We start from the raw sequence: 19,304 nt of genomic DNA on the forward strand, positions 1-19,304 counted from the left end.
AACCAATTGATAGCACCCTAACGAAAGGTGCATGCTAGAGGGCTCGAATCGGTCTTATATCATTCCGAATGATAGTTACCTTTGCTTCATTCGATTCGTGCCATCACACCCCGCCGAGCATCATCCGCCCATCTTCAATACATTGGCGGATGATTCCATGGAACAGTCACTCAAACATTTGCGCTTCCCCTTGGCCATGTTGGCCGTGCTGGTGATGAGCGCCTGCGGCAAGACTCCGGAGACTGCCGCCACTATGCCCGCTGCCAAAGTCAGCGTGGCCAAGGTGCTGGAACAACCGGTCAACGAGTGGGACGAATTCACCGGGCGTCTCGAAGCGCCGGAAACCGTTGAAATCCGTCCGCGAGTCTCCGGCCAGATCGACGACGTCGCCTTCACCGAAGGCGCACTGGTGAAGAAAGGCGACCTGCTGTTCCAGATCGATCCGCGTCCTTTCCAGGCTGAGGTTCGCCGCCTCGAAGCCCTGGTCGCCCAGGCCCGCGCCACCGCCACCCGCAGTGAAAACGAAGCCGGTCGTGGCGAACGTCTGCGTGCCAGCAACGCGATCTCCGCCGAACTGGCCGACTCGCGTACCAGCGCTGCCCAGGAAGCCCGCGCCGCCGTCGGCGCCCTGCAAGCACAACTGGATCTGGCCAAGCTCAACCTGAGCTTCACCCGCGTCACCGCACCAATCAGCGGTCGCGTCAGCCGTGCGGAAATCACCGCCGGTAACCTGGTGACCGCCGACACCACCGCGCTGACCAGCGTGGTCTCCACCGACAAGGTCTACGCCTACTTCGACGCCGACGAGCGGGTGTTCCTTAAATACACCCAACTCGCCCGTAACGGTCAGCGCGGCGCCACTACTCCGGTGTATATGGGCCTGTCCAACGAAGACGGCAACCCGCACCTCGGTCAGATGAACTTCGTCGACAACCAGGTCAACCCGAAAACCGGCACCATCCGTGGCCGCGCGGTGTTCGACAACAGCGACGGCAGCTACACCCCGGGCCTGTATGCACGGCTGAAACTGGTCGGCAGCGGCACCTACAACGCCATGTTGATCAACGACGAAGCGGTCGGTACCGATCTCGGCAAGAAGTTCGTGCTGGTGATGGATGCGGACAACAAGACCGCTTACCGCGCCGTCGAACTGGGGCCGAAGATCGAAGGCCTGCGCATTGTGCGCAGCGGTCTGAACAAGGACGACACGATCATCGTCAAGGGGCTGCAGCGGGTACGTCCGGGTTCGCCGGTAACGCCTGAAGTGATCCCGATGGCCAGCGAGCAGACCATTGCCGCTCTGGCTCAACAACGTCAAGCGCTGGAAGCCAGCAACCTGCCCAAAGTCGCGCCCGCCAAAGGTGCACAGGGTACGGCTGTGAAGCTGGCCGCTACGACCCCACGCGGTTAAGGGACGACAACTCCGATGAATTTTTCCCAATTCTTCATTTCACGGCCGATCTTCGCAGCGGTGCTCTCGCTGTTGATCCTGATCGCCGGTGCGATCTCGCTGTTCCAGCTGCCGATCAGCGAATACCCGGAAGTCGTGCCACCGACCGTGGTGGTGCGTGCCAACTTCCCGGGCGCCAACCCCAAAGTCATCGGTGAAACCGTGGCCGCTCCGCTGGAGCAGGCCATCACCGGCGTCGAGAACATGCTGTACATGTCCTCGCAGTCCACCGCTGACGGCAAGATCACCCTGACCATCACCTTCGCCCTGGGCACTGACCTGGACAACGCGCAGGTGCAGGTGCAAAACCGGGTGACCCGGACCGAGCCGAAACTTCCCGAGGAAGTGACGCGCATCGGTATCACCGTCGACAAGGCCTCGCCCGACCTGACCATGGTTGTGCACTTGACCTCGCCGGACAAACGCTACGACATGCTCTACCTGTCCAACTACGCGATCCTCAACATCAAGGATGAGCTCGCTCGTCTGAACGGTGTTGGTGACGTCCAACTGTTCGGTATGGGCGACTACTCGCTGCGGGTCTGGCTCGATCCGAACAAGACCGCTTCGCGCAATCTGACCGCCACCGACGTGGTGACCGCCATTCGTGAGCAGAACCGTCAGGTGGCGGCCGGTCAACTCGGTGCGCCTCCTGCGCCGAATGCCCAGAGCTTCCAGCTGTCGGTCAACACCCAGGGCCGTCTGGTCAGCGAGGAAGAATTCGAGAACATCGTCATTCGCGCTGGCGACAACGGTGAAATCACTCGCCTCAAAGACATTGCGCGCGTTGAACTGGGTTCCAGCCAATACGCGCTGCGTTCGTTGCTGGACAACCAGCCGGCGGTGGCCATCCCGATCTTCCAGCGTCCTGGCTCCAATGCCATCGACATCTCGAACGATGTTCGCAGCAAGATGGACGAGTTGAAGAAAAACTTCCCGCAAGGCATGGACTACAGCATCGTCTATGACCCGACGATCTTCGTGCGCGGCTCGATCGAGGCGGTGGTTCACACCCTCTTCGAAGCACTGATCCTCGTGGTGCTGGTGGTGATCCTGTTCCTGCAGACCTGGCGCGCCTCGATCATTCCGTTGGTGGCGGTGCCGGTATCGTTGATCGGTACGTTTGCAGTCATGCACCTGTTCGGCTTCTCGCTCAACGCCCTGTCGCTGTTCGGCCTGGTACTGGCGATCGGTATCGTGGTCGACGACGCCATCGTGGTGGTGGAGAACGTCGAGCGCAACATTGAACTGGGGCTGAATCCGTTCGATGCGACCAAGAAGGCCATGGGTGAAGTGACCGGCCCGATCATTGCCACCGCGCTCGTGCTGTGTGCGGTGTTCGTACCCGCCGCGTTCATCTCGGGCCTGACCGGTCAGTTCTACAAGCAGTTCGCTTTGACCATCGCCATCTCCACGGTGATCTCGGCCTTCAACTCGCTGACCCTGTCTCCAGCACTGGCCGCCGTATTGCTAAAGGGCCACGACGCGCCAAAAGACCGCTTCTCGCGAGTTCTGGACAAGATCTTCGGTGGCTGGCTGTTCCGTCCGTTCAACCGCTTCTTTGACAAGGCCAGTCATGGCTACGTCGGTACCGTGCGCCGGGTCATCCGTGGCAGCGGCATCGCCCTCTTCCTGTACGCAGGCCTGATGGTGTTGACGTTCTTCGGTTTCTCCAACACCCCGACCGGTTTCGTACCCGGCCAGGACAAGCAATACCTGGTGGCTTTCGCGCAACTGCCGGACGCCGCGAGCCTGGATCGCACCGAAGAGGTGATCAAGCGCATGTCCGACCTGGCGCTGAAACAGCCGGGCGTGGAAAGCGCCGTAGCGTTCCCGGGCCTGTCGATCAACGGCTTCACCAACAGCCCGAACGCCGGCATCGTGTTCGTGACCCTGAAACCGTTCGACGAGCGTAAAGACCCGAGCATGTCCGCCGGTGCCATCGCCGGGGCCTTGAACGGTCAGTACGCGAACATTCAGGAAGCGTACATGGCGATCTTCCCGCCGCCGCCGGTACAAGGTCTGGGCACCATCGGTGGTTTCCGCCTGCAAATCGAAGACCGGGGCAACCTGGGCTACGACGAGCTGTACAAGGAAACCATGAACATCATTGCCAAGAGCCACAACGTGCCGGAACTGGCCGGGCTGTTCACCAGCTACACGGTAAACGTGCCGCAGGTCGATGCCGCCATCGACCGCGAGAAAGCCAAGACCCACGGCGTGGCCGTCAGCGACATCTTCGACACCCTGCAAATTTACCTGGGTTCGCTGTATGCCAACGACTTCAACCGTTTCGGACGCACCTATCAGGTCAACGTTCAGGCTGAGCAACAGTTCCGTCTCGAATCCGACCAGATCGGTCAGCTGAAAGTGCGCAACAACAAGGGCGAAATGATCCCGCTGGCGACCTTCATCAAGGTCAGCGACACCTCGGGCCCGGATCGCGTGATGCACTACAACGGCTTCATCACCGCAGAAATCAACGGTGCAGCAGCCCCCGGCTACAGCTCCGGCCAGGCCGAGAAAGCCATCGAAAAACTGCTGAAAGATGAACTGCCGAACGGCATGACCTACGAGTGGACCGACCTGACCTACCAGCAGATTCTGTCCGGCAACACCGCGCTGTTCGTGTTCCCGCTCTGCGTATTGCTGGCGTTCCTGGTGCTCGCCGCGCAGTACGAAAGCTGGAGCCTGCCACTGGCGGTGATCCTGATCGTACCGATGACCCTGCTGTCGGCCATCACCGGCGTGATCATCTCCGGCGGCGACAACAACATCTTTACCCAGATCGGCCTGATCGTACTGGTGGGCCTGGCGTGCAAGAACGCGATTCTGATCGTCGAATTCGCCAAGGATAAGCAACTGGAAGGTCTCGATCCGCTGGCTGCGGTACTGGAAGCCTGCCGTCTGCGTCTGCGGCCGATCCTGATGACCTCCTTCGCGTTCATCATGGGTGTGGTGCCACTGGTGTTCTCCAGCGGCGCCGGTGCCGAGATGCGTCACGCGATGGGTGTGGCGGTGTTCTCCGGGATGCTCGGGGTGACCTTCTTCGGTCTGTTGCTGACGCCAGTGTTCTACGTGCTGATCCGTAATTTCGTGGAGCGCAGTGAAGCTCGCAAAGCGGCCAAGGCGCAACATCTTCAAAAGCCACTGGAGGCGCACCAATGAGTCTGAAAGTCTTCCTGCCGAGTCTGCTGGTGCTGGCGTTGAGCGCCTGCGCCGTCGGCCCCGACTACAAGACCCCAGCCACGGAGGCGGCCAACATCACGGCTGCCACCGATGGCGCCGCCGGGCAAAAGAACTTCGACCGTTCGAAATTCGAAGGCATCTGGTGGCAGCAATTCGATGATCCGACCCTCAACCAGTTGGTGACGCAATCGCTGCAAGGCAACCGTGAACTGCGCGTGGCGTTCGCCCGCTGGAAAGCCGCCCGGGCGATCCGCGACGACGCCAGCAACGATGCGATGCCGACCATCACCAGCCGCGCCAGCAGTGATCTGGCCAAGGGACAAATCCCTGGCCAGACCACCAACCGGGTCAACAGCGAACGCTACGATCTGGGCCTGGACATGGCCTGGGAACTCGATCTGTTCGGGCGTATCCAGCGCAATCTGGAAGCCAGCGACGCCGACCAGCAGGCGGCCGAAGCCGATCTGTACCAACTGCAAGTCACCATGATTGCCGAACTGGTGGACGCCTACGGTCAACTGCGCGGTGCGCAATTGCGCGAGAAGATCGCCGTGGCCAACCTGGAAAACCAGCAGGAGTCACGCAAGATCACCATCAGCCTGCGTGATGCCGGCGTTGGTGATCAGCTCGACGTCGAACGTGCCGATGCGCGCCTGGCCTCGGTGGAAGCCAGCGTGCCGCAATTGCAGGCGGAACAGGTTCGGCAGAAAAACCGCATCGCCACCCTGCTGGGCGAGCGTCCGGACAAACTGACCGTGGATCTGAGCCCGAAAGACTTGCCGGCGATTGCCAAAGCCTTGCCGATCGGCGATCCGGGTGAGCTGCTGCAACGCCGTCCGGACATCCTCAGCGCCGAACGCCAACTGGCCTCGGCCACCGCGCGGATCGGTGTGGCGAAAGCCGACCTGTTCCCGCGGGTCAGCCTCAGCGGCTTCCTCGGCTGGACGGCCGGGCGCGGTTCGCAGATCGGTTCTTCGGCGGCCAATGCCTGGGCACTCGGCCCGAGCATCACCTGGGCAGCGTTCGATCTGGGCAGCGTGCGCGCCCGCTTGCGCGGTGCCGATGCGGATGCCGAAGGCGCTCTGGCGACCTACGAGCAACAAGTGCTGCTGGCACTGGAAGAATCGGAAAACGCCTTCAGCGATTACGGCAAACGTCAGCAACGCCTGATCTCGCTGATTCGCCAGAGTGAATCGAGCCGCAAGGCTGCCGATCTCGCGGAAATCCGCTACCGCGAAGGCACCACCGATTTCCTCGTGCTGCTCGACGCCCAGCGTGAACGCCTGAATGCCGAAGACACTCAGGCCCAGGCCGAAGTTGATCTGTATCGCGGCATCGTCGCGATCTACAAGGCTTTGGGTGGTGGCTGGCAGCCGGAAACCGTCGCCAGCAAGTAACGCTTTTCAAAGAGCTCCTTTGGTTGGCCGCGACCAACCAATTTTTTGCCCCGCGTATCATTCGGTCGCGGGGCTTTTTTATGCCCGCCCCTGCGGCAGCTCCTACAGGTCAATTCGCAAGCATGGGTTTGACTCATGGCCTTCTCTGACCGAAGCTTGCCCCTCTGCTATAGAACGCCCGTTCACGGAAATCGCATGCCTCAGTCCCGCCGCTACCTGCTCATCAGCCTTGGCCTTGTGCTGCTCGTCGTCATTGCCTGGTTAACCCTGCGCTCCACCGCCCCAGTGGTGCCAGAAGCGATCAAGCGCGGCTACAGCGAAGCCCTTACGGCGGCCCGCGCCGGTCAGCCGGGAGCCGCGCGGCAGTTGTACCAGCAACTGGGACGCCCGGATCTGTCGGTCAAGCGCATTGTCTGGCTGCTGGCCGAGCTGCCCAATTATCCAAGCCCGCAAGCGCTGAAACTGGCCGACGCCCATCTGCAGAACAACGCCCCCGAAGTACGGCTGGCAGCAATCCAGAGTGTGGTCGGACTGGTGCCCGGCGGACAACGCAGTCTGCTGCTCGGGCCGATGCTCGACGATGAGGATCAAAGCGTACGGTTCGCCGCGATCAACGCCCTGCTCGGCCTGACGCCGGATCAACTGGGACTGTATTTCGCCCCTCTGCAGCAAGCCATCGATGGCTGGGAACACGTGCTCAAGGGTCAACCGCAAAGCGCCGCCACCTATGCGCAACTGGCGCGCCTGTATCTGCACAACGCCGAACTCAAACAGGCGCAGCAGGCGCTGGACAACACGCTGCGTCTGGAGCCGGGCAACCTGCCGGCGCTGGTGATGCAGATCGATGTTCTCGACCGCCAGGGTCAGAGCGACGCCGCGCGCCAGTTGCTCGCCAAACAGCTGCAGGCGCAACCGGATTCCGCCTACCTGCAACACGCGCTCGGGCTGTGGCTGTTGCACCATGACCAGCGTGAGTTCGCCCTGCTCGGCTTGTCCAAAGCGGTGGAACTTGAGCCTGACAACAAGGATTACCGCTACGACCTCGCCACCACCCTGCACGCGGCCGAGGAGCTGGAAGCGGCACAAAAGCAGTTGCAGGAAGTCGTCCAGCGCCACCCCGCCGACCGTAAGGCGCGGGTGCTGCTGATCAACTACTGGAAGGAAAGCGGCCAGTTGCAGAATGTGCAGATTCTGCTCGCGCAACTGGAACAGATGAACCCTGATGACCCGGCGTTGCAGCAGGGACTTTGAGCCTTTGCCCGTTAATTCAATGACACTTTGATATCGAAACCTCGGAACCAGTCATGACTGCAAGCGGTCAAGTAATCAGGTAGAGCACAACGGCTGATACAGCCTGCTGCCTCGATTCCCCTAGTCATGAGAGGGCATTCTTTGTCTACGTCCAACGAGTTGATCAGTGCAAAAGCCGCCACCGGCATCGTCGGCCTGGATGACATCCTCGCCGGCGGTTTGTCCCGAGGGCATGTGTTTTTGCTCGAAGGTGAACCCGGTACAGGCAAAACCACCGTCGCGTTGCATTTCCTGATGGCGGGCGCCCGTGCCGGCGAACGCTGTCTGTACATCACACTGTCGGAAACCGAGCGTGAACTGCGTCAAGGCGCGGCGTCCCACGGCTGGGAGCTGAACGAGAACATTGAAATCTTCGAGCTGACGCCGCCCGAGAGCCTGCTCAACGCCGAGCATCAGCAAAGCCTGCTGTACTCGTCCGACCTTGAGCTGGGCGAAGCCACCAAGCAGATTTTCGAAGTGGTCGAGCGCTTCAAGCCGACCCGCGTGGTGCTCGACAGCCTGTCGGAGATCCGCCTGCTGGCGCAAAGTTCGCTGCGCTACCGCCGGCAGATTCTGGCGATCAAACATTACTTCGTGCGTTACGACGCCACCGTGCTGCTGCTTGACGACCTGACCACCGAGTCGCTCGACAAGACCGTGCACAGCGTAGCCCACGGGGTGATACGTCTCGAAGAACTGACGCCCAATTACGGCGCCGAGCGCCGCCGCGTGCGCATCGTCAAATATCGCGGCCAGAAATACCGTGGCGGTTACCACGACTTCACCATCATGGGCGACGGCGTCCATGTATTCCCGCGCCTGGTGGCTGCCGAACACCGCAGCGACTACCCGCGCCTGCAACTGAGCAGCGGGATTCAGGAAATGGATGCCTTGCTCGGTGGCGGGGTCGAAACCGGCTCCAGCACGTTGATTCTTGGCCCGGCCGGTACCGGCAAATCGCTGATTTCGATGATCTTTGCCGCTGCGGCAGTGGCCCGGGGCGAGAAAGCCGCGCTGTTCATTTTTGATGAAGAGCTGGGCCTGCTGTTCGAGCGCATGAAAAACATCGGCATCGACCTCAAGGCCCTGCAAGCCACCGGCAACCTGTTGATCGATCAGGTGGACGCCGCCGAACTGTCCCCCGGCGAGTTCTCGCATCGGGTGCGTCGCTGTGTTGATGAGCGCAACATCAAGACCGTGGTGATCGACAGCATCAACGGCTATCAGGCCGCGATGCCGGAAGAAAACGCTCTGGTGCTGCACATGCATGAGTTGCTGCTGTATCTGAACCGCAAAGGCGCGGCGACCTTCATGACGGTAGCCCAGCATGGCCTGGTCGGCGACATGCAGGCGCCGGTCGACATCACTTACCTGGCGGACACGGTGATCCTGCTGCGCTACTTCGAAGCCATCGGCAAGGTTCGCCGAGCCATTTCCATTATCAAGAAACGCACTGGCAGCCACGAATCGACCATCCGTGAATACCGCATTTCGGGCCAGGGCATGACCATCGGCGAACCGCTGGAAGCGTTTCAGGGCGTGCTGCGTGGCGTGCCGACTTACCTCGGCGCGAGCAATCCGCTGTTGCGGGAAGAAACCTTGTGACAGCTTCCGTATCACTGTCGGAACGGGCGCTGATCCTGGCGCCCATGGGTCGGGACAGCCAAGTGGCGCTGATGATCCTCAATGAGGCGGGTTACGGCGGGGTCATCACTCCGGATCTGGGCGCACTGTGCGCAGAACTGGAGCCTGGGGCCGGACTCTTGTTGATTGCCACCGAAGCCCTGCGCGGCCCTGAACTGGAAACGCTGCTGCATTTTCTGGAGCAGCAGCCGGCCTGGTCGGATCTGCCGATCGTCTTGCTGACCCACCACGGCGGCCCGGAGCAAGGCCCCTCCTCACGCCTGAGTGAACTGCTGGGTAACGTCACCTTCCTTGAGCGCCCGTTTCATCCGGCGACCCTGGTCAGTCTGGTCTCCACCGCCCTGCGCGGGCGACGACGACAGTACGAAGCCCGCGATCGCCTGATCGATCTGAGTGAAAGCGAACGCCGACTGCAATCGACCCTGGAAACCCTTGAGCAACAGGTCGAGGAGCGCACCGCGCAACTGCGCCACAACGAAGAAGCCTTGCGTCAGTCACAGAAAATGGAAGCGGTCGGTCAGCTAACCGGCGGCATCGCTCACGACTTCAACAATATGCTCACCGGGATCATCGGCAGTCTGGAACTGCTGCGCCGGCGACTTGCTCGCGGACGCCTTGATGACCTCGACAGCCTGATCGACCTCGGTGTCACGTCAGCCAACCGCGCCGCCGGCTTGACCCACCGTTTGCTGGCGTTCTCCCGCCGGCAATCGCTGGACTCCAAAGCCGTGCAGATGAACACGCTGGTGCTGTCGATGGGTGAGCTGCTGCAGCGCAGCCTCAACGAAAGCATTCAACTCGACATGCGCCTGAACGACGACTTGTGGGTGGCCGAAGCCGACCCCAATCAACTGGAAAGCGCCCTGCTCAACCTGGTGCTCAACGCCCGTGACGCGATGCCCGAGGGCGGCAAACTGGTGGTCGAAACCAGCAACCAGGTGCTTAAGCCGGAGTTCACCGAGGCCTACCCGAATCTCGAGCCTGGGGACTACGTGATGCTCAGCGTCACCGATAACGGCAGTGGCATGCCGCAGAGTGTGGTCAATCGCGCGTTCGATCCGTTCTTCACCACCAAGCCGATCGGTCAGGGCACCGGGCTGGGCCTGTCGATGATCTACGGCTTCAGCAAACAGTCCCGTGGTCATGTCTCGATCGACAGCGAAATCGATCAGGGCACCACGGTCAAACTGTACCTGCCGCGCTTTCGCGGCGAAGAGCTGGAGCATCCGGTGTCCGATATTCAGCAGGCCCCGGAAGCAATGGATGGCGAAACCGTGTTGATCGTCGAGGACGACCCCGCTGTGCGCGTGCTGGTCAGCGCGGTGCTCAGTGAGCTGGGTTATGCGTTTGTCGAAGCCGGCGATGCCGACGGCGCCGTGCCGATCCTCAACTCGACGCAGCGCATCGACCTGCTGATCAGTGACGTCGGCCTGCCGGGCATGAACGGCCGGCAACTGGCGGAGATCGGCCGTCAGTATCGGCCGGGATTGAAGGTGTTGTTCATCACCGGCTATGCCGAGCATGCCGCAGTGCGCGGTGGTTTCCTCGACTCGGGGATGCAGATGATCACCAAGCCGTTCACCTTCGATCTGCTGACCGCCAAGGTCCGCGAGATGATCAAGAACTGATCCCCCAAAACGACTGTAGGAGCTGCCGCAGGCTGCGATCTTTTGATCTTGTTTTTTCAAGATCAAAAGATCGCAGCCTGCGGCAGCTCCTACATGGGAAATATCAGCCGCTATGGATCAGGCCAGCAATTCCTGAATCTTTTCCTGCAGCACGTCCAGATCGAACGGCTTTTCCAGGATCGGCGCCTTGCGCGTGATCGGGCTGCCGGTCTCGCGGATTTCCTGCGGATAGCCACTGATGAAGATCACCTTCAGATCCGGGCGCAGTTTTACTGCCGGCTCCGCGATCTGCACGCCGGAGATCCCGCCCGGCAGGCGGAAGTCAGTGATCAGCATGTCCAGATGCGGCTTGCTCGCGAGGATCTCGAACGCCTGCTCGCCGTTTTCGGCCTGCAACACGCGGTACCCCTGCCCCGACAGGTAATCTGTCAGCACCATCAAGATAACCGGTTCGTCCTCGACGACGAGTACTACATCTTGTGCATCTACGCTCATGGGAAGCCTTTGTTCGGTCAATAGCTGCTGATACGACCGTGCGGTCACTCAGAGGTTGCGTCGGATATGCCGTTTTCCTGGATTGGCAGACAAACGCGAAACAGGGCGCCTTCGTTGATTTGACTCTCGACGACGATGGAACCGCCATGGGCGGCGACGATCTGCTCGGAAATGAACAGACCCAGCCCGAGACCAGCCACTACCGTCTTGGCGGAAACCCGTTCGAACTGTTGGAAAATACGCTTCTGGTTCTCTTCGCTGATGCCGATGCCACGGTCCTGAACCTCGACCCGCGCCTCGTCGCCCTCACGGTACACGCGCACCTGAATCGGGCTGCGCCCACCGTAGCGCAAGGCATTGGTCAGCAGGTTGGAGACCACTTGCTCGATACGGAACTCGTCCCAATGACCTTCCACCGGGCCGGAGGCGGTGAACGACACTTCGGTCTCGGCTGCCTCTATCTGCTGGGCGAAGTTCTGCAGCAGGTTGCTCACCAGTTGTGTCAGGTCGAAACGATTCGGCCGGATCGACAACTTGCCGGTACGAATCCGCGAGACGTCGAGCATGTCTTCGATCAGGCGGATCAGGCTTTTGATCTGGCGCTCGTCGCGATCGACCATCGCGTGCATCTTGTCGAGGGTGAACGCCGCGGCGTTGTCCCGCGCCAGGTGCATCTTGCGCAACTGGGTTTCGAGTATCAGGCCGTTGAGCGGCGTGCGCACTTCGTGGGCGACGATCGACATGAAGTCGTCGCGCATGCGCACCGCCTGCTCCAGCTCCGACTGCGTGCTTTGCAGTTGCTGCAGCAGCGCTTCCTGCTCGCGACGGGCCTGCTCCAGGGCTTCGACCTGTTGTTTCATGGCCTTGCTCTGACGGTACAGGTCGACGAACACGTTGACCTTGCTCTTCACCGCGTGGATATCCAGCGGCTTGTGCAGGAAGTCCACCGCCCCGCTCTCGTAGCCCTTGAACGCGTAGTTCAGTTCACGGCCGGCGGCGCTGACGAAAATGATCGGGATGTTCTTGGTTTTCTCGGTGCCGCGCATCAACTCGGCGAGTTCGAAGCCGTTCATCCCCGGCATCTGCACGTCGAGGATGGCCATGGCGAACTCGTGTTGCAGCAGCAGCGAAAGTGCCTCGTCCGCCGACAGCGCCTTGTACACCGTGCGATCCTCGCGCTTGATCAGCGCTTCGAGGGCCAGCAGGTTCTCCGGCAGATCGTCGACGATCAGCAATTTGGCCTGGATATTACTCAGCATGCGATTCGTTCCAGCTCGACAAGCAGACGGCCGATGCCGTGAATGGGTAGGACATGGTCAGGCTGCTGAATCTTCAGCGCAGCCAGAGGCATGGTGGCGACCTGCGCGTCCTGCGGGTCTTGAACAATGGTCAGTCCGCCACGCTGCTTGACTTGCGCCAGGCCGCGAGCACCATCGTGATTGGCGCCGGTCAGCAACACGGCAGCCAGGGTTTCGCCGTAAACATCAGCGGCGGATTCAAACAAGTAATCAATGGCCGGACGGGAATGGTGCACGCGGTCTTCAAGACTCAGCGACAGACTGCGATCCTGTTCCACCGACAGGTGATACCCGGGCGTGGCGAAATAAACCGTGCCGGGCATGATGTCCTGCTTGTCGGTCGCCTCTGCCACCGGCAGCATCAGGCGCCGGGAGAACACTTCGGCCAACTGACTGCGGCGCTCCTCCGGCAGGTGCAAGACGACGATGATCGGCAGCACGTAACCCTGGCGCAGCGGCGCCAGCAAGGTCAGCAACGCTTCGACCCCGCCGGCCGAAGCGCCCACCACGACAGCCTCGACACGAGGCAAATCCACGGCATCGTTCATAATTTGCGGTAGATCCGTTCTTGTTTGACCAGCGGCTCGAACTGATTCGAGTAACCGGAAAAATCCAGCGTTTCCTTGCTGCCCAGCACCAGAAAGCCGCGGTGGCACAGCGATTCGTGAAACAGACCGAAGGCACGGTCCTGAAGTTTCTTGTTGAAGTAAATCAGTACGTTGCGGCAGGAAATCAATTGAGTTTCGGAGAACACGCTGTCCGTCGCCAGGCTGTGGTCGGCGAAGGTCACGTTCTCACACAGGCTCTTGTCGAAAATCGCGTATCCATAGGCTGCGGTGTAGTAATCGGCAAAGGAACGCTGACCGCCGGCCTGCTGGTAATTGGCAGTGTAGGCGCGCACGTTCTCCATCGAGAAAATGCCCTGCTTGGCCTTGTCCAGCGAGCGCGGATTGATATCGGTGGCGTAGATGATCGTACGGTCGAGCAGGCCTTCTTCGCGCAGCAGGATCGCCATCGAGTAAACCTCCTCGCCAGTGCTGCACCCGGCGATCCAGATCTTCAGCGACGGATAGGTGCGCAGCAGCGGCACCACCTCCTTACGGATCGCCAGAAAGTGCGACGGGTCGCGGAACATCTCGCTGACCGGAATCGTCAGCAACTGCAGCAACTGCATGAACGCCGTGGGATCGTGCAGGACTTTCTCCTGCAACGCCGAGATCGTCGCGCATTCGAACTGACTCAAGGCGTGCTGCACCCGGCGCTTGATCGAAGCGCCCGAGTAATCGCGAAAATCGTAGCTGTACTTGAGGTAGATCGCCTCGATCAGCAAGCGTAATTCAATTTCGCTGTTGCGCTCCGCGGAGTGACTGCTATCCACTAAATGCGTTCCATCTTCGGTAACCACACGCGAATCAACGAGAACAGGCGATCCAGATCGATCGGCTTGGCCAGGTAATCGTTGGCGCCCGCCTGCAGGCAGCGCTCCTGATCGTCCTTCATGGCCTTGGCCGTCACTGCGATGATCGGCAGTTTGCGCCAGCGCGGATCCTTGCGGATTTCAATGGTGGCTTCAAAACCATCCATCTCCGGCATCATCACGTCCATCAGCACCAGGTCGATGTCCTCGATTTCATTCAACTTATCAATCGCTTCGCGACCATTACGGCCGATCACCACGACTGCGCCCTTGTGCTCCAGCGCACTGGTCAGGGCGAAGATGTTGCGCACATCGTCGTCCACCAGCAACACCTTGCGGCCTTCGAAGACCTTGTCGCGGCTGCGGGCGGTCTTGAGCATCTTCTGCCGTTCATGGGACAACTGCGATTCGACTTTGTGCAGAAAGAGTGTCACCTCATCCAACAGGCGTTCCGGCGAGCGCGCGCCCTTGATGATGATCGAGCGTGAATACTTGCGCAGCTCGGCCTCTTCATCGCGGGTCAGGTTGCGTCCGGTGTAGACGATCACCGGCGGGAACGAGCAGATGTCCTCGGTCGACATGCGCTTGAGCAGATCGTTGCCGAGCATGTCCGGCAATTTCAGGTCGATCACCATGCAGTCGTAAATCGTCGTGCGCAGCTTTTCCAGCGCGTCTTGCGCCAGACCGACGGCGGTGATTTCGATGTCCTCGTCACCGATCAGGCGGGCAATGCTTTCGCGTTGCAGATCGTCATCTTCGACCAGCAGCACGCGCTTGACCTTCTGGGTCAGCTTGGCTTCGAGACGGGCGAACACGTCCTTGAGCTCTTCGCGGGTGGTCGGCTTGACCGCATAACCGATCGCGCCCATGTGCATCGCCGCTTCGACACGGTCTTCGACCGAGATCACGTGCACCGGGATGTGCCGAGTTTCGGCGTGTTCTTTCAGGCGTTGCAGCACGGTCAGACCGGAATGGTCCGGCAGACGCATATCGAGCAGGATCGCGTCCGGCACGAACTCGCGGGCCAGGTCATAACCTTCATCCGCTCCGTGAGCCACCAGACACTGGTAGCCCAGTTCGTGGGCCAGGTCGTAAAGGATGTGGGCGAAATTCGGCTCGTCTTCCACCACCAGAATGCAGCGCGTGGCGAACGGCGCCTTGCCACGGTCATCGGCAAAACGCGGGATGTGCACCGGCGCCAGCGGCGACACCGCAATCGATGGCGGCTGCACTACCGGTGACGGGGCCGATACCGGCGGTGTGAAGGTCAGCGGGATCGCAGGGCTGTCACCCGGCTCGCTGTATTGCTGCGGCAGCACCAAGGTGAACACACTGCCCTGCCCCGGCGCGCTGCTGACGCTGATCGAGCCGCCGAGCAAGGCCGCCAGATCACGCGAGATCGACAAGCCCAGACCGGTGCCACCGTACTTGCGGTTGGTGGTGCCGTCTGCCTGACGGAACGCTTCGAAGATGCTTTCCTGCTGATCCGCCGCGATACCGATCCCCGAATCGCGCACGATGAACGCAATGCGTTCGTTCGGCTGGCCAGCGATGGTCAAGCTGACCGCGCCGTGTTCGGTGAACTTCACGGCGTTGGACAGCAGGTTCTTGATCACCTGCTCCAGGCGCTGGCGGTCGGTGTACAGCATGATCGGCGCATCCGGCTGCAACTCGACGCTGAACGTCAGTTGCTTGTCCGCTGCCAGCGGTTCGAACACGCTGCGCAGGCCGTCGGCCAGCCGCGCGACACTGGTGTTTTCCGGGATCACTTCCAGCTTGCCGGCCTCGACCTTGGAAATGTCGAGAATGTCGTTGATCAGGTTCAGCAGATCGTTGCCCGCCGAATAGATCGACTCGGCGAACTTGACCTGCTCGGCCGTCAGATTGTCCTGCGGGTTCTCCGCCAGCAACTTGGCGAGGATCAGCGAACTGTTCAGCGGCGTGCGCAGTTCGTGGGACATGTTGGCGAGGAATTCGGACTTGTACTTGCTCGAACGCTGCAGTTCTTCGGCGCGCTCCTCGAGCTGCACCTGAGCCTGATTGAGTTCGGTGTTCTTCTGGTCCATGGCGTCGCGCTGCTCGGCCAGGGTTTGCGCCTGTTCGGCCAACTGCTCGTTGGTCTGCTCCAGCTCGACTTGCTGGGTTTCCAGATGCGCCTGGGATTCCTTGAGAATCCGCGACTGTTCTTCCAACTCTTCGTTGGCGGTTTTCAGCTCTTCCTGCTGCACCTGCAACTCTTCGTTGAGCTGCTGGGTTTCGGCCAGCACTTCCTGCAGGCGCTGGCGATAACGCGCCGCTTCGATCGAGGTGCCGATGTTGCCGGCAATCAGTTCCAGCAATTCGACATCGCGTTGAGTCAGCGGGCGCAGGAAGCCCAGTTCGATCACGCCGTTGACCCGGTCGTCATCGCTGGTCGGTACCACCAGCACACTGTGCGGCAGGCCCGCGCCCAGGCCGGAGCTGACTTTGAAGTAGTCGGCGGGTACCGAATCCAGACGAATCAATTGTCCCTGCTGGGCAACCTGGCCGACGATGCCTTCGCCGCTGTAGATCTGCTGATCTTTTTCTTCCTGTTCGCGGGAGAACCCGTAGGACGCCACGCGCTTGAGGCCGCCGTGCTCTTCGCGGACGTACAGCGCCGCCACCGCAGTGCCCAGGTATTGCGCGCAGAACTGCAGAATATTGCGTCCCAGCAGGTTCAGTGTCAGTTGCCCCAACACCTGCTCCGCCAGCTCGGTCTGGCCGCTGCGCATCCACGCCTGACGCTCCAGACGCTCGGCGCTGGCTTGCTGCGCCGCAAGGTTGGCGCTGTAGCTGTCAGACAGACTGACCAGATCACGGCGCCCGACATAGGCCAGCAAACCGCTGATCCCGGCTATAAACAGCAGGTACAGGACGATGCTCCAGATCGTGGTACGGCGCACCTCTTCGTTGCGCGTGGTGCGCAACTGCTGCTCCATGTCGATCACGTCTTCGAATTGCTTGCGAATTTCGTCGGTCAGGCGCTTGCCACGCCCGGCCTTGACCGCGCCCCGGTAGTCACCGCTGGAGCGCTGCAGGTCGATCATCGATTGCGCGTAGTTGCTCCATTCGGTCTGCAAGGCCTGCAGACGCCGCAGACGATCGGTTTGCACGGGGTTGTCGGCGGTCAGTTCGAGCAAGGTATTGAGCGCCACATTGATCCGCGGCTTGGCAGTCTCGTACGGGTCGAGGAAGTGCTCGTCGCCGCTGAGCAGGAAACCGCGCATGCCGGTTTCCAGATCAACGGTGAGTTTCACCGCTTCGTTGGCGTTATTGATCACCCGGTCGGTGTGTTCCACCCACTGGATCACCGAGAGCAAATAGGTGATCAGCGAAATGAAAAACACTGCACTGATCGCGCCGACGCCCAGGGGCAGACTGATGTTGCGCGTCAGGAGTTTACGGAACCGTGTTTCGTCAACTGTAGACCGAGTGGACATGGGGCAGCCTTGTCGAACTGTCGAAACCCGGGAGTTTGCCCCAAAACGGTACTATGGATCCATTTTTCTCACTGCCATGATGGCAATTTCCTACATTTGCTGCACTTCCCGATCAGGCAACGGGTATCCTTGCCGCCCCGATTTGCAGCTAATCTTTTTCGTATCCGCTCGGGAACTTGTGGCCATGCGCCACTTACTCATGCAAGAGCCCGGCATTTTCGACCGGTCGCCGTTCCGATTTCATTTCTTGAGAGCTATCCCTATGTCCACCCCAGCGTCCACCATCCTTGTAGTAGAAGACGACGACATCGTACGTATGCTCATCGTCGATGTGCTGGAGGAGCTGGAGTTCTGTGTATTGGAGGCGGCAGACGGCGAATCTGCGCTGAACACTCTCCGGGATCAGAGCAAGCTTATCGACTTGATGATGACCGACCACGGTCTGCCGGACATGACAGGTAGTGTACTGGCCGAAAAGGCACGTCAACTGCGCCCCACCCTGCCCGTGCTGTTCGCCAGCGGATACGCCGAAAACATCGACGTGCCTGCGGATATGCACGTGATCGGCAAACCCTTCTCGATCGATCAACTGCGTGACAAGGTCAAGGGCATTCTGAACCAGTGATTGGCCTTGATCCGGCAGCGGCTGCAGATGTGCTCTAATTGCGCGCCATTTTCAGCCGCCTGCCTGCAAGGAACACCCGTCAATGACTGCATCACCCGCCACCAAAGTTCTGGTCATCGGTTACGTCTGGCCCGAACCGCGCTCTTCGGCAGCCAGCGGGCATGTGATGCAGATCCTCGATACGTTCCTGCAGCAAGGCTGGGACATCACCTTCAGCAGCCCGGCCGGCCCGGGCGAGCACAAGGCTGACCTGACGGCACTGGGCATCCGCGAAGTGCCGATCGAACTCAACAACAGCAGCTTCGATAGTTTCATCCGTGAACTGGCCCCGGATATCGTGCTGTTCGACCAGTTCATGATGGAAGAGCAGTTCGGCTGGCGCGTCGAAAAGCAATGCCCGAACGCCTTGCGCGTCCTGGAGACATCCGACCTGCAGAGCTTGCGCCATGCCCGTCACCAACGGCTCAAGGAGCGCCTGAAAGACGACCCGGACAATCAGGATTTCAGTGCCCTGTTCGCCCCGGCGCTGCGTGAAGAGTTCGAGTTGATGGCCGACACTGACCTGGCCAAACGGGAAATCGCCGCGTTGTATCGCTGCGATCTGAATCTGATGATTTCCGAAGTGGAAATCCAGTTGCTGGTCGAACAGTTTCAAGTCCCTGGCGAGCTGCTGCACTGGTGCCCGCTGATGCTCGAACCACCGCGCGCCTCGTTCGTCCCCTTTGAGGAGCGGGCGCATTTTCTGAGTATTGGCAACTTCCGTCACGCGCCCAACTGGGACGCCGTGCTGTGGATGAAGACCGCCGTCTGGCCGCTGATCCGCCAGCAATTGCCCGGCGCCCAACTGCATGTCTACGGTGCCTATACGCCGCCCAAGGCCACAGCCCTGCACAACGCGGCGCAGGGTTTTCATGTGATGAACTGGGCAGAAGATGCGCTGCAAGTGATGTCGCAAGCCAGGGTTTGCCTGGCGCCTTTACGTTTCGGCGCGGGGATCAAGGGCAAGATCGTCGATGCGATGCTCTGCGGCACGCCCAATGTCACGACGCCCATCGGCGCTGAAGGCATGGGCGGTGCGCTGTCATGGCCGGGTGAAGTGGCCCTGTCGGCCCGGGCCCTGGCCGATGCCGCGGTCGCACTGCATGAAGACCAACAGCGCTGGACTGACGCACAGCAGGACGGCGTCGCGTTGTTGAACGCGCGCTATCGGCAGGCTGATCACGGCCCGGCGCTGATCGCTCGCCTGCAACATTGCCGCGACAACTTGTCCGCATTACGTCGCGCCAACTTCACTGGCAGCATGTTGCGTCATCACTTGCATAAAAGCACCCAATACATGGCGCAGTGGATCGAAGCAAAGAACCAGAAAAGTTAATGACTAAAGTGCAAAAACACATTGCCAATACTTTG

At 60.6% G+C, this 19,304-nt stretch carries 13 protein-coding genes; 8 read left to right on the top strand and 5 right to left on the bottom strand.

Features of this window, described 5'->3' with window-relative positions; all coding sequences use genetic code 11:
• The first annotated feature begins 157 nt into the window (after positions 1-157).
• From mexE to AC1RBR_RS13805, 6 genes are all read left to right on the top strand, one after another.
• Positions 158-1,411 (top strand): multidrug efflux RND transporter periplasmic adaptor subunit MexE, encoded by a 1,254-nt coding sequence (gene mexE, locus AC1RBR_RS13780; RefSeq protein ID WP_204894586.1) that lies wholly within the window; start codon positions 158-160, stop codon positions 1,409-1,411.
• A gap of 15 nt (positions 1,412-1,426) precedes the next feature.
• On the top strand, positions 1,427-4,618 hold the full coding sequence (locus AC1RBR_RS13785) for an efflux RND transporter permease subunit (RefSeq protein WP_253149873.1): 3,192 nt from the start codon (positions 1,427-1,429) through the stop codon (positions 4,616-4,618).
• Positions 4,615-6,036, top strand: coding sequence for an efflux transporter outer membrane subunit (locus AC1RBR_RS13790; protein WP_095136002.1), 1,422 nt, complete (start codon positions 4,615-4,617; stop codon positions 6,034-6,036). The genes AC1RBR_RS13785 and AC1RBR_RS13790 overlap by 4 nt, the downstream gene beginning before the upstream one ends.
• A 195-nt stretch (positions 6,037-6,231) precedes the next feature.
• The gene (locus tag AC1RBR_RS13795; protein WP_492564969.1) at positions 6,232-7,287 is read left to right on the top strand and encodes a HEAT repeat domain-containing protein; all 1,056 of its coding nucleotides are present in this window, start codon (positions 6,232-6,234) and stop codon (positions 7,285-7,287) included.
• A 141-nt stretch (positions 7,288-7,428) separates the two neighbouring features.
• Positions 7,429-8,931: an ATPase domain-containing protein gene (locus AC1RBR_RS13800; RefSeq protein WP_492564971.1), complete on the top strand. Its 1,503-nt coding sequence runs from the start codon at positions 7,429-7,431 to the stop codon at positions 8,929-8,931.
• Positions 8,928-10,598, top strand: a complete 1,671-nt coding sequence (locus tag AC1RBR_RS13805) for an ATP-binding protein (protein ID WP_492564972.1) — start codon at positions 8,928-8,930, stop codon at positions 10,596-10,598. The genes AC1RBR_RS13800 and AC1RBR_RS13805 overlap by 4 nt, the downstream gene beginning before the upstream one ends.
• A gap of 117 nt (positions 10,599-10,715) precedes the next feature.
• On the opposite strand, the gene AC1RBR_RS13810 is transcribed toward AC1RBR_RS13805, so the two are convergent.
• Genes AC1RBR_RS13810 through AC1RBR_RS13830 form a run of 5 tightly spaced genes read right to left on the bottom strand, consistent with a single transcriptional unit; the run spans position 10,716 to position 17,269 of the window.
• Positions 10,716-11,093: a response regulator gene (locus AC1RBR_RS13810; protein WP_003225116.1), complete on the bottom strand. Its 378-nt coding sequence runs from the start codon at positions 11,091-11,093 to the stop codon at positions 10,716-10,718.
• 44 nt (positions 11,094-11,137) lie between these two features.
• Positions 11,138-12,352: a hybrid sensor histidine kinase/response regulator gene (locus tag AC1RBR_RS13815; protein WP_095136014.1), complete on the bottom strand. Its 1,215-nt coding sequence runs from the start codon at positions 12,350-12,352 to the stop codon at positions 11,138-11,140.
• Positions 12,346-12,939 carry a chemotaxis protein CheB gene (locus AC1RBR_RS13820; RefSeq protein ID WP_027612746.1) on the bottom strand — a complete coding sequence of 198 codons (594 nt, stop codon included), beginning with the start codon at positions 12,937-12,939 and terminating at the stop codon, positions 12,346-12,348. Before AC1RBR_RS13820 ends, AC1RBR_RS13815 begins: the two co-directional genes overlap by 7 nt.
• Entirely contained in the window at positions 12,936-13,769 is an 834-nt protein-coding gene (locus tag AC1RBR_RS13825) for a CheR family methyltransferase (protein WP_027612745.1), read from the bottom strand. The genes AC1RBR_RS13820 and AC1RBR_RS13825 overlap by 4 nt, the downstream gene beginning before the upstream one ends.
• A complete protein-coding gene (locus tag AC1RBR_RS13830) occupies positions 13,769-17,269 on the bottom strand; it encodes a response regulator (RefSeq protein WP_492564975.1) in 3,501 nt (1,166 codons plus the stop codon). The genes AC1RBR_RS13825 and AC1RBR_RS13830 overlap by 1 nt, the downstream gene beginning before the upstream one ends.
• Before the next feature lie 262 nt (positions 17,270-17,531).
• Here AC1RBR_RS13830 and AC1RBR_RS13835 point away from each other — a divergent pair, with 262 nt between their 5' ends.
• Together AC1RBR_RS13835 and AC1RBR_RS13840 are read left to right on the top strand one after the other, a co-directional pair.
• A complete protein-coding gene (locus AC1RBR_RS13835; protein ID WP_492567239.1) occupies positions 17,532-17,894 on the top strand; it encodes a response regulator in 363 nt (120 codons plus the stop codon).
• A gap of 82 nt (positions 17,895-17,976) precedes the next feature.
• Positions 17,977-19,269, top strand: coding sequence for a glycosyltransferase (locus AC1RBR_RS13840; RefSeq protein ID WP_492564977.1), 1,293 nt, complete (start codon positions 17,977-17,979; stop codon positions 19,267-19,269).
• Positions 19,270-19,304 lie beyond the last annotated feature (35 nt).

This window comes from Pseudomonas sp. GW823-FHT01D03 (genome assembly GCF_058798255.1).

Bases quoted from the DNA above. Each gene is read 5' to 3' on its own strand.
- mexE (WP_204894586.1), top strand. From the start codon at position 158: ATGGAACAGTCACTCAAACATTTGCGCTTCCCCTTGGCCATGTTGGCC.
- AC1RBR_RS13785 (WP_253149873.1), top strand. From the start codon at position 1,427: ATGAATTTTTCCCAATTCTTCATTTCACGGCCGATCTTCGCAGCGGTG.
- AC1RBR_RS13790 (WP_095136002.1), top strand. From the start codon at position 4,615: ATGAGTCTGAAAGTCTTCCTGCCGAGTCTGCTGGTGCTGGCGTTGAGC.
- AC1RBR_RS13795 (WP_492564969.1), top strand. From the start codon at position 6,232: ATGCCTCAGTCCCGCCGCTACCTGCTCATCAGCCTTGGCCTTGTGCTG.
- AC1RBR_RS13810 (WP_003225116.1), bottom strand. From the start codon at position 11,093: ATGAGCGTAGATGCACAAGATGTAGTACTCGTCGTCGAGGACGAACCG.
- AC1RBR_RS13815 (WP_095136014.1), bottom strand. From the start codon at position 12,352: ATGCTGAGTAATATCCAGGCCAAATTGCTGATCGTCGACGATCTGCCG.
- AC1RBR_RS13820 (WP_027612746.1), bottom strand. From the start codon at position 12,939: ATGAACGATGCCGTGGATTTGCCTCGTGTCGAGGCTGTCGTGGTGGGC.
- AC1RBR_RS13830 (WP_492564975.1), bottom strand. From the start codon at position 17,269: ATGTCCACTCGGTCTACAGTTGACGAAACACGGTTCCGTAAACTCCTG.
- AC1RBR_RS13835 (WP_492567239.1), top strand. From the start codon at position 17,532: ATGTCCACCCCAGCGTCCACCATCCTTGTAGTAGAAGACGACGACATC.
- AC1RBR_RS13840 (WP_492564977.1), top strand. From the start codon at position 17,977: ATGACTGCATCACCCGCCACCAAAGTTCTGGTCATCGGTTACGTCTGG.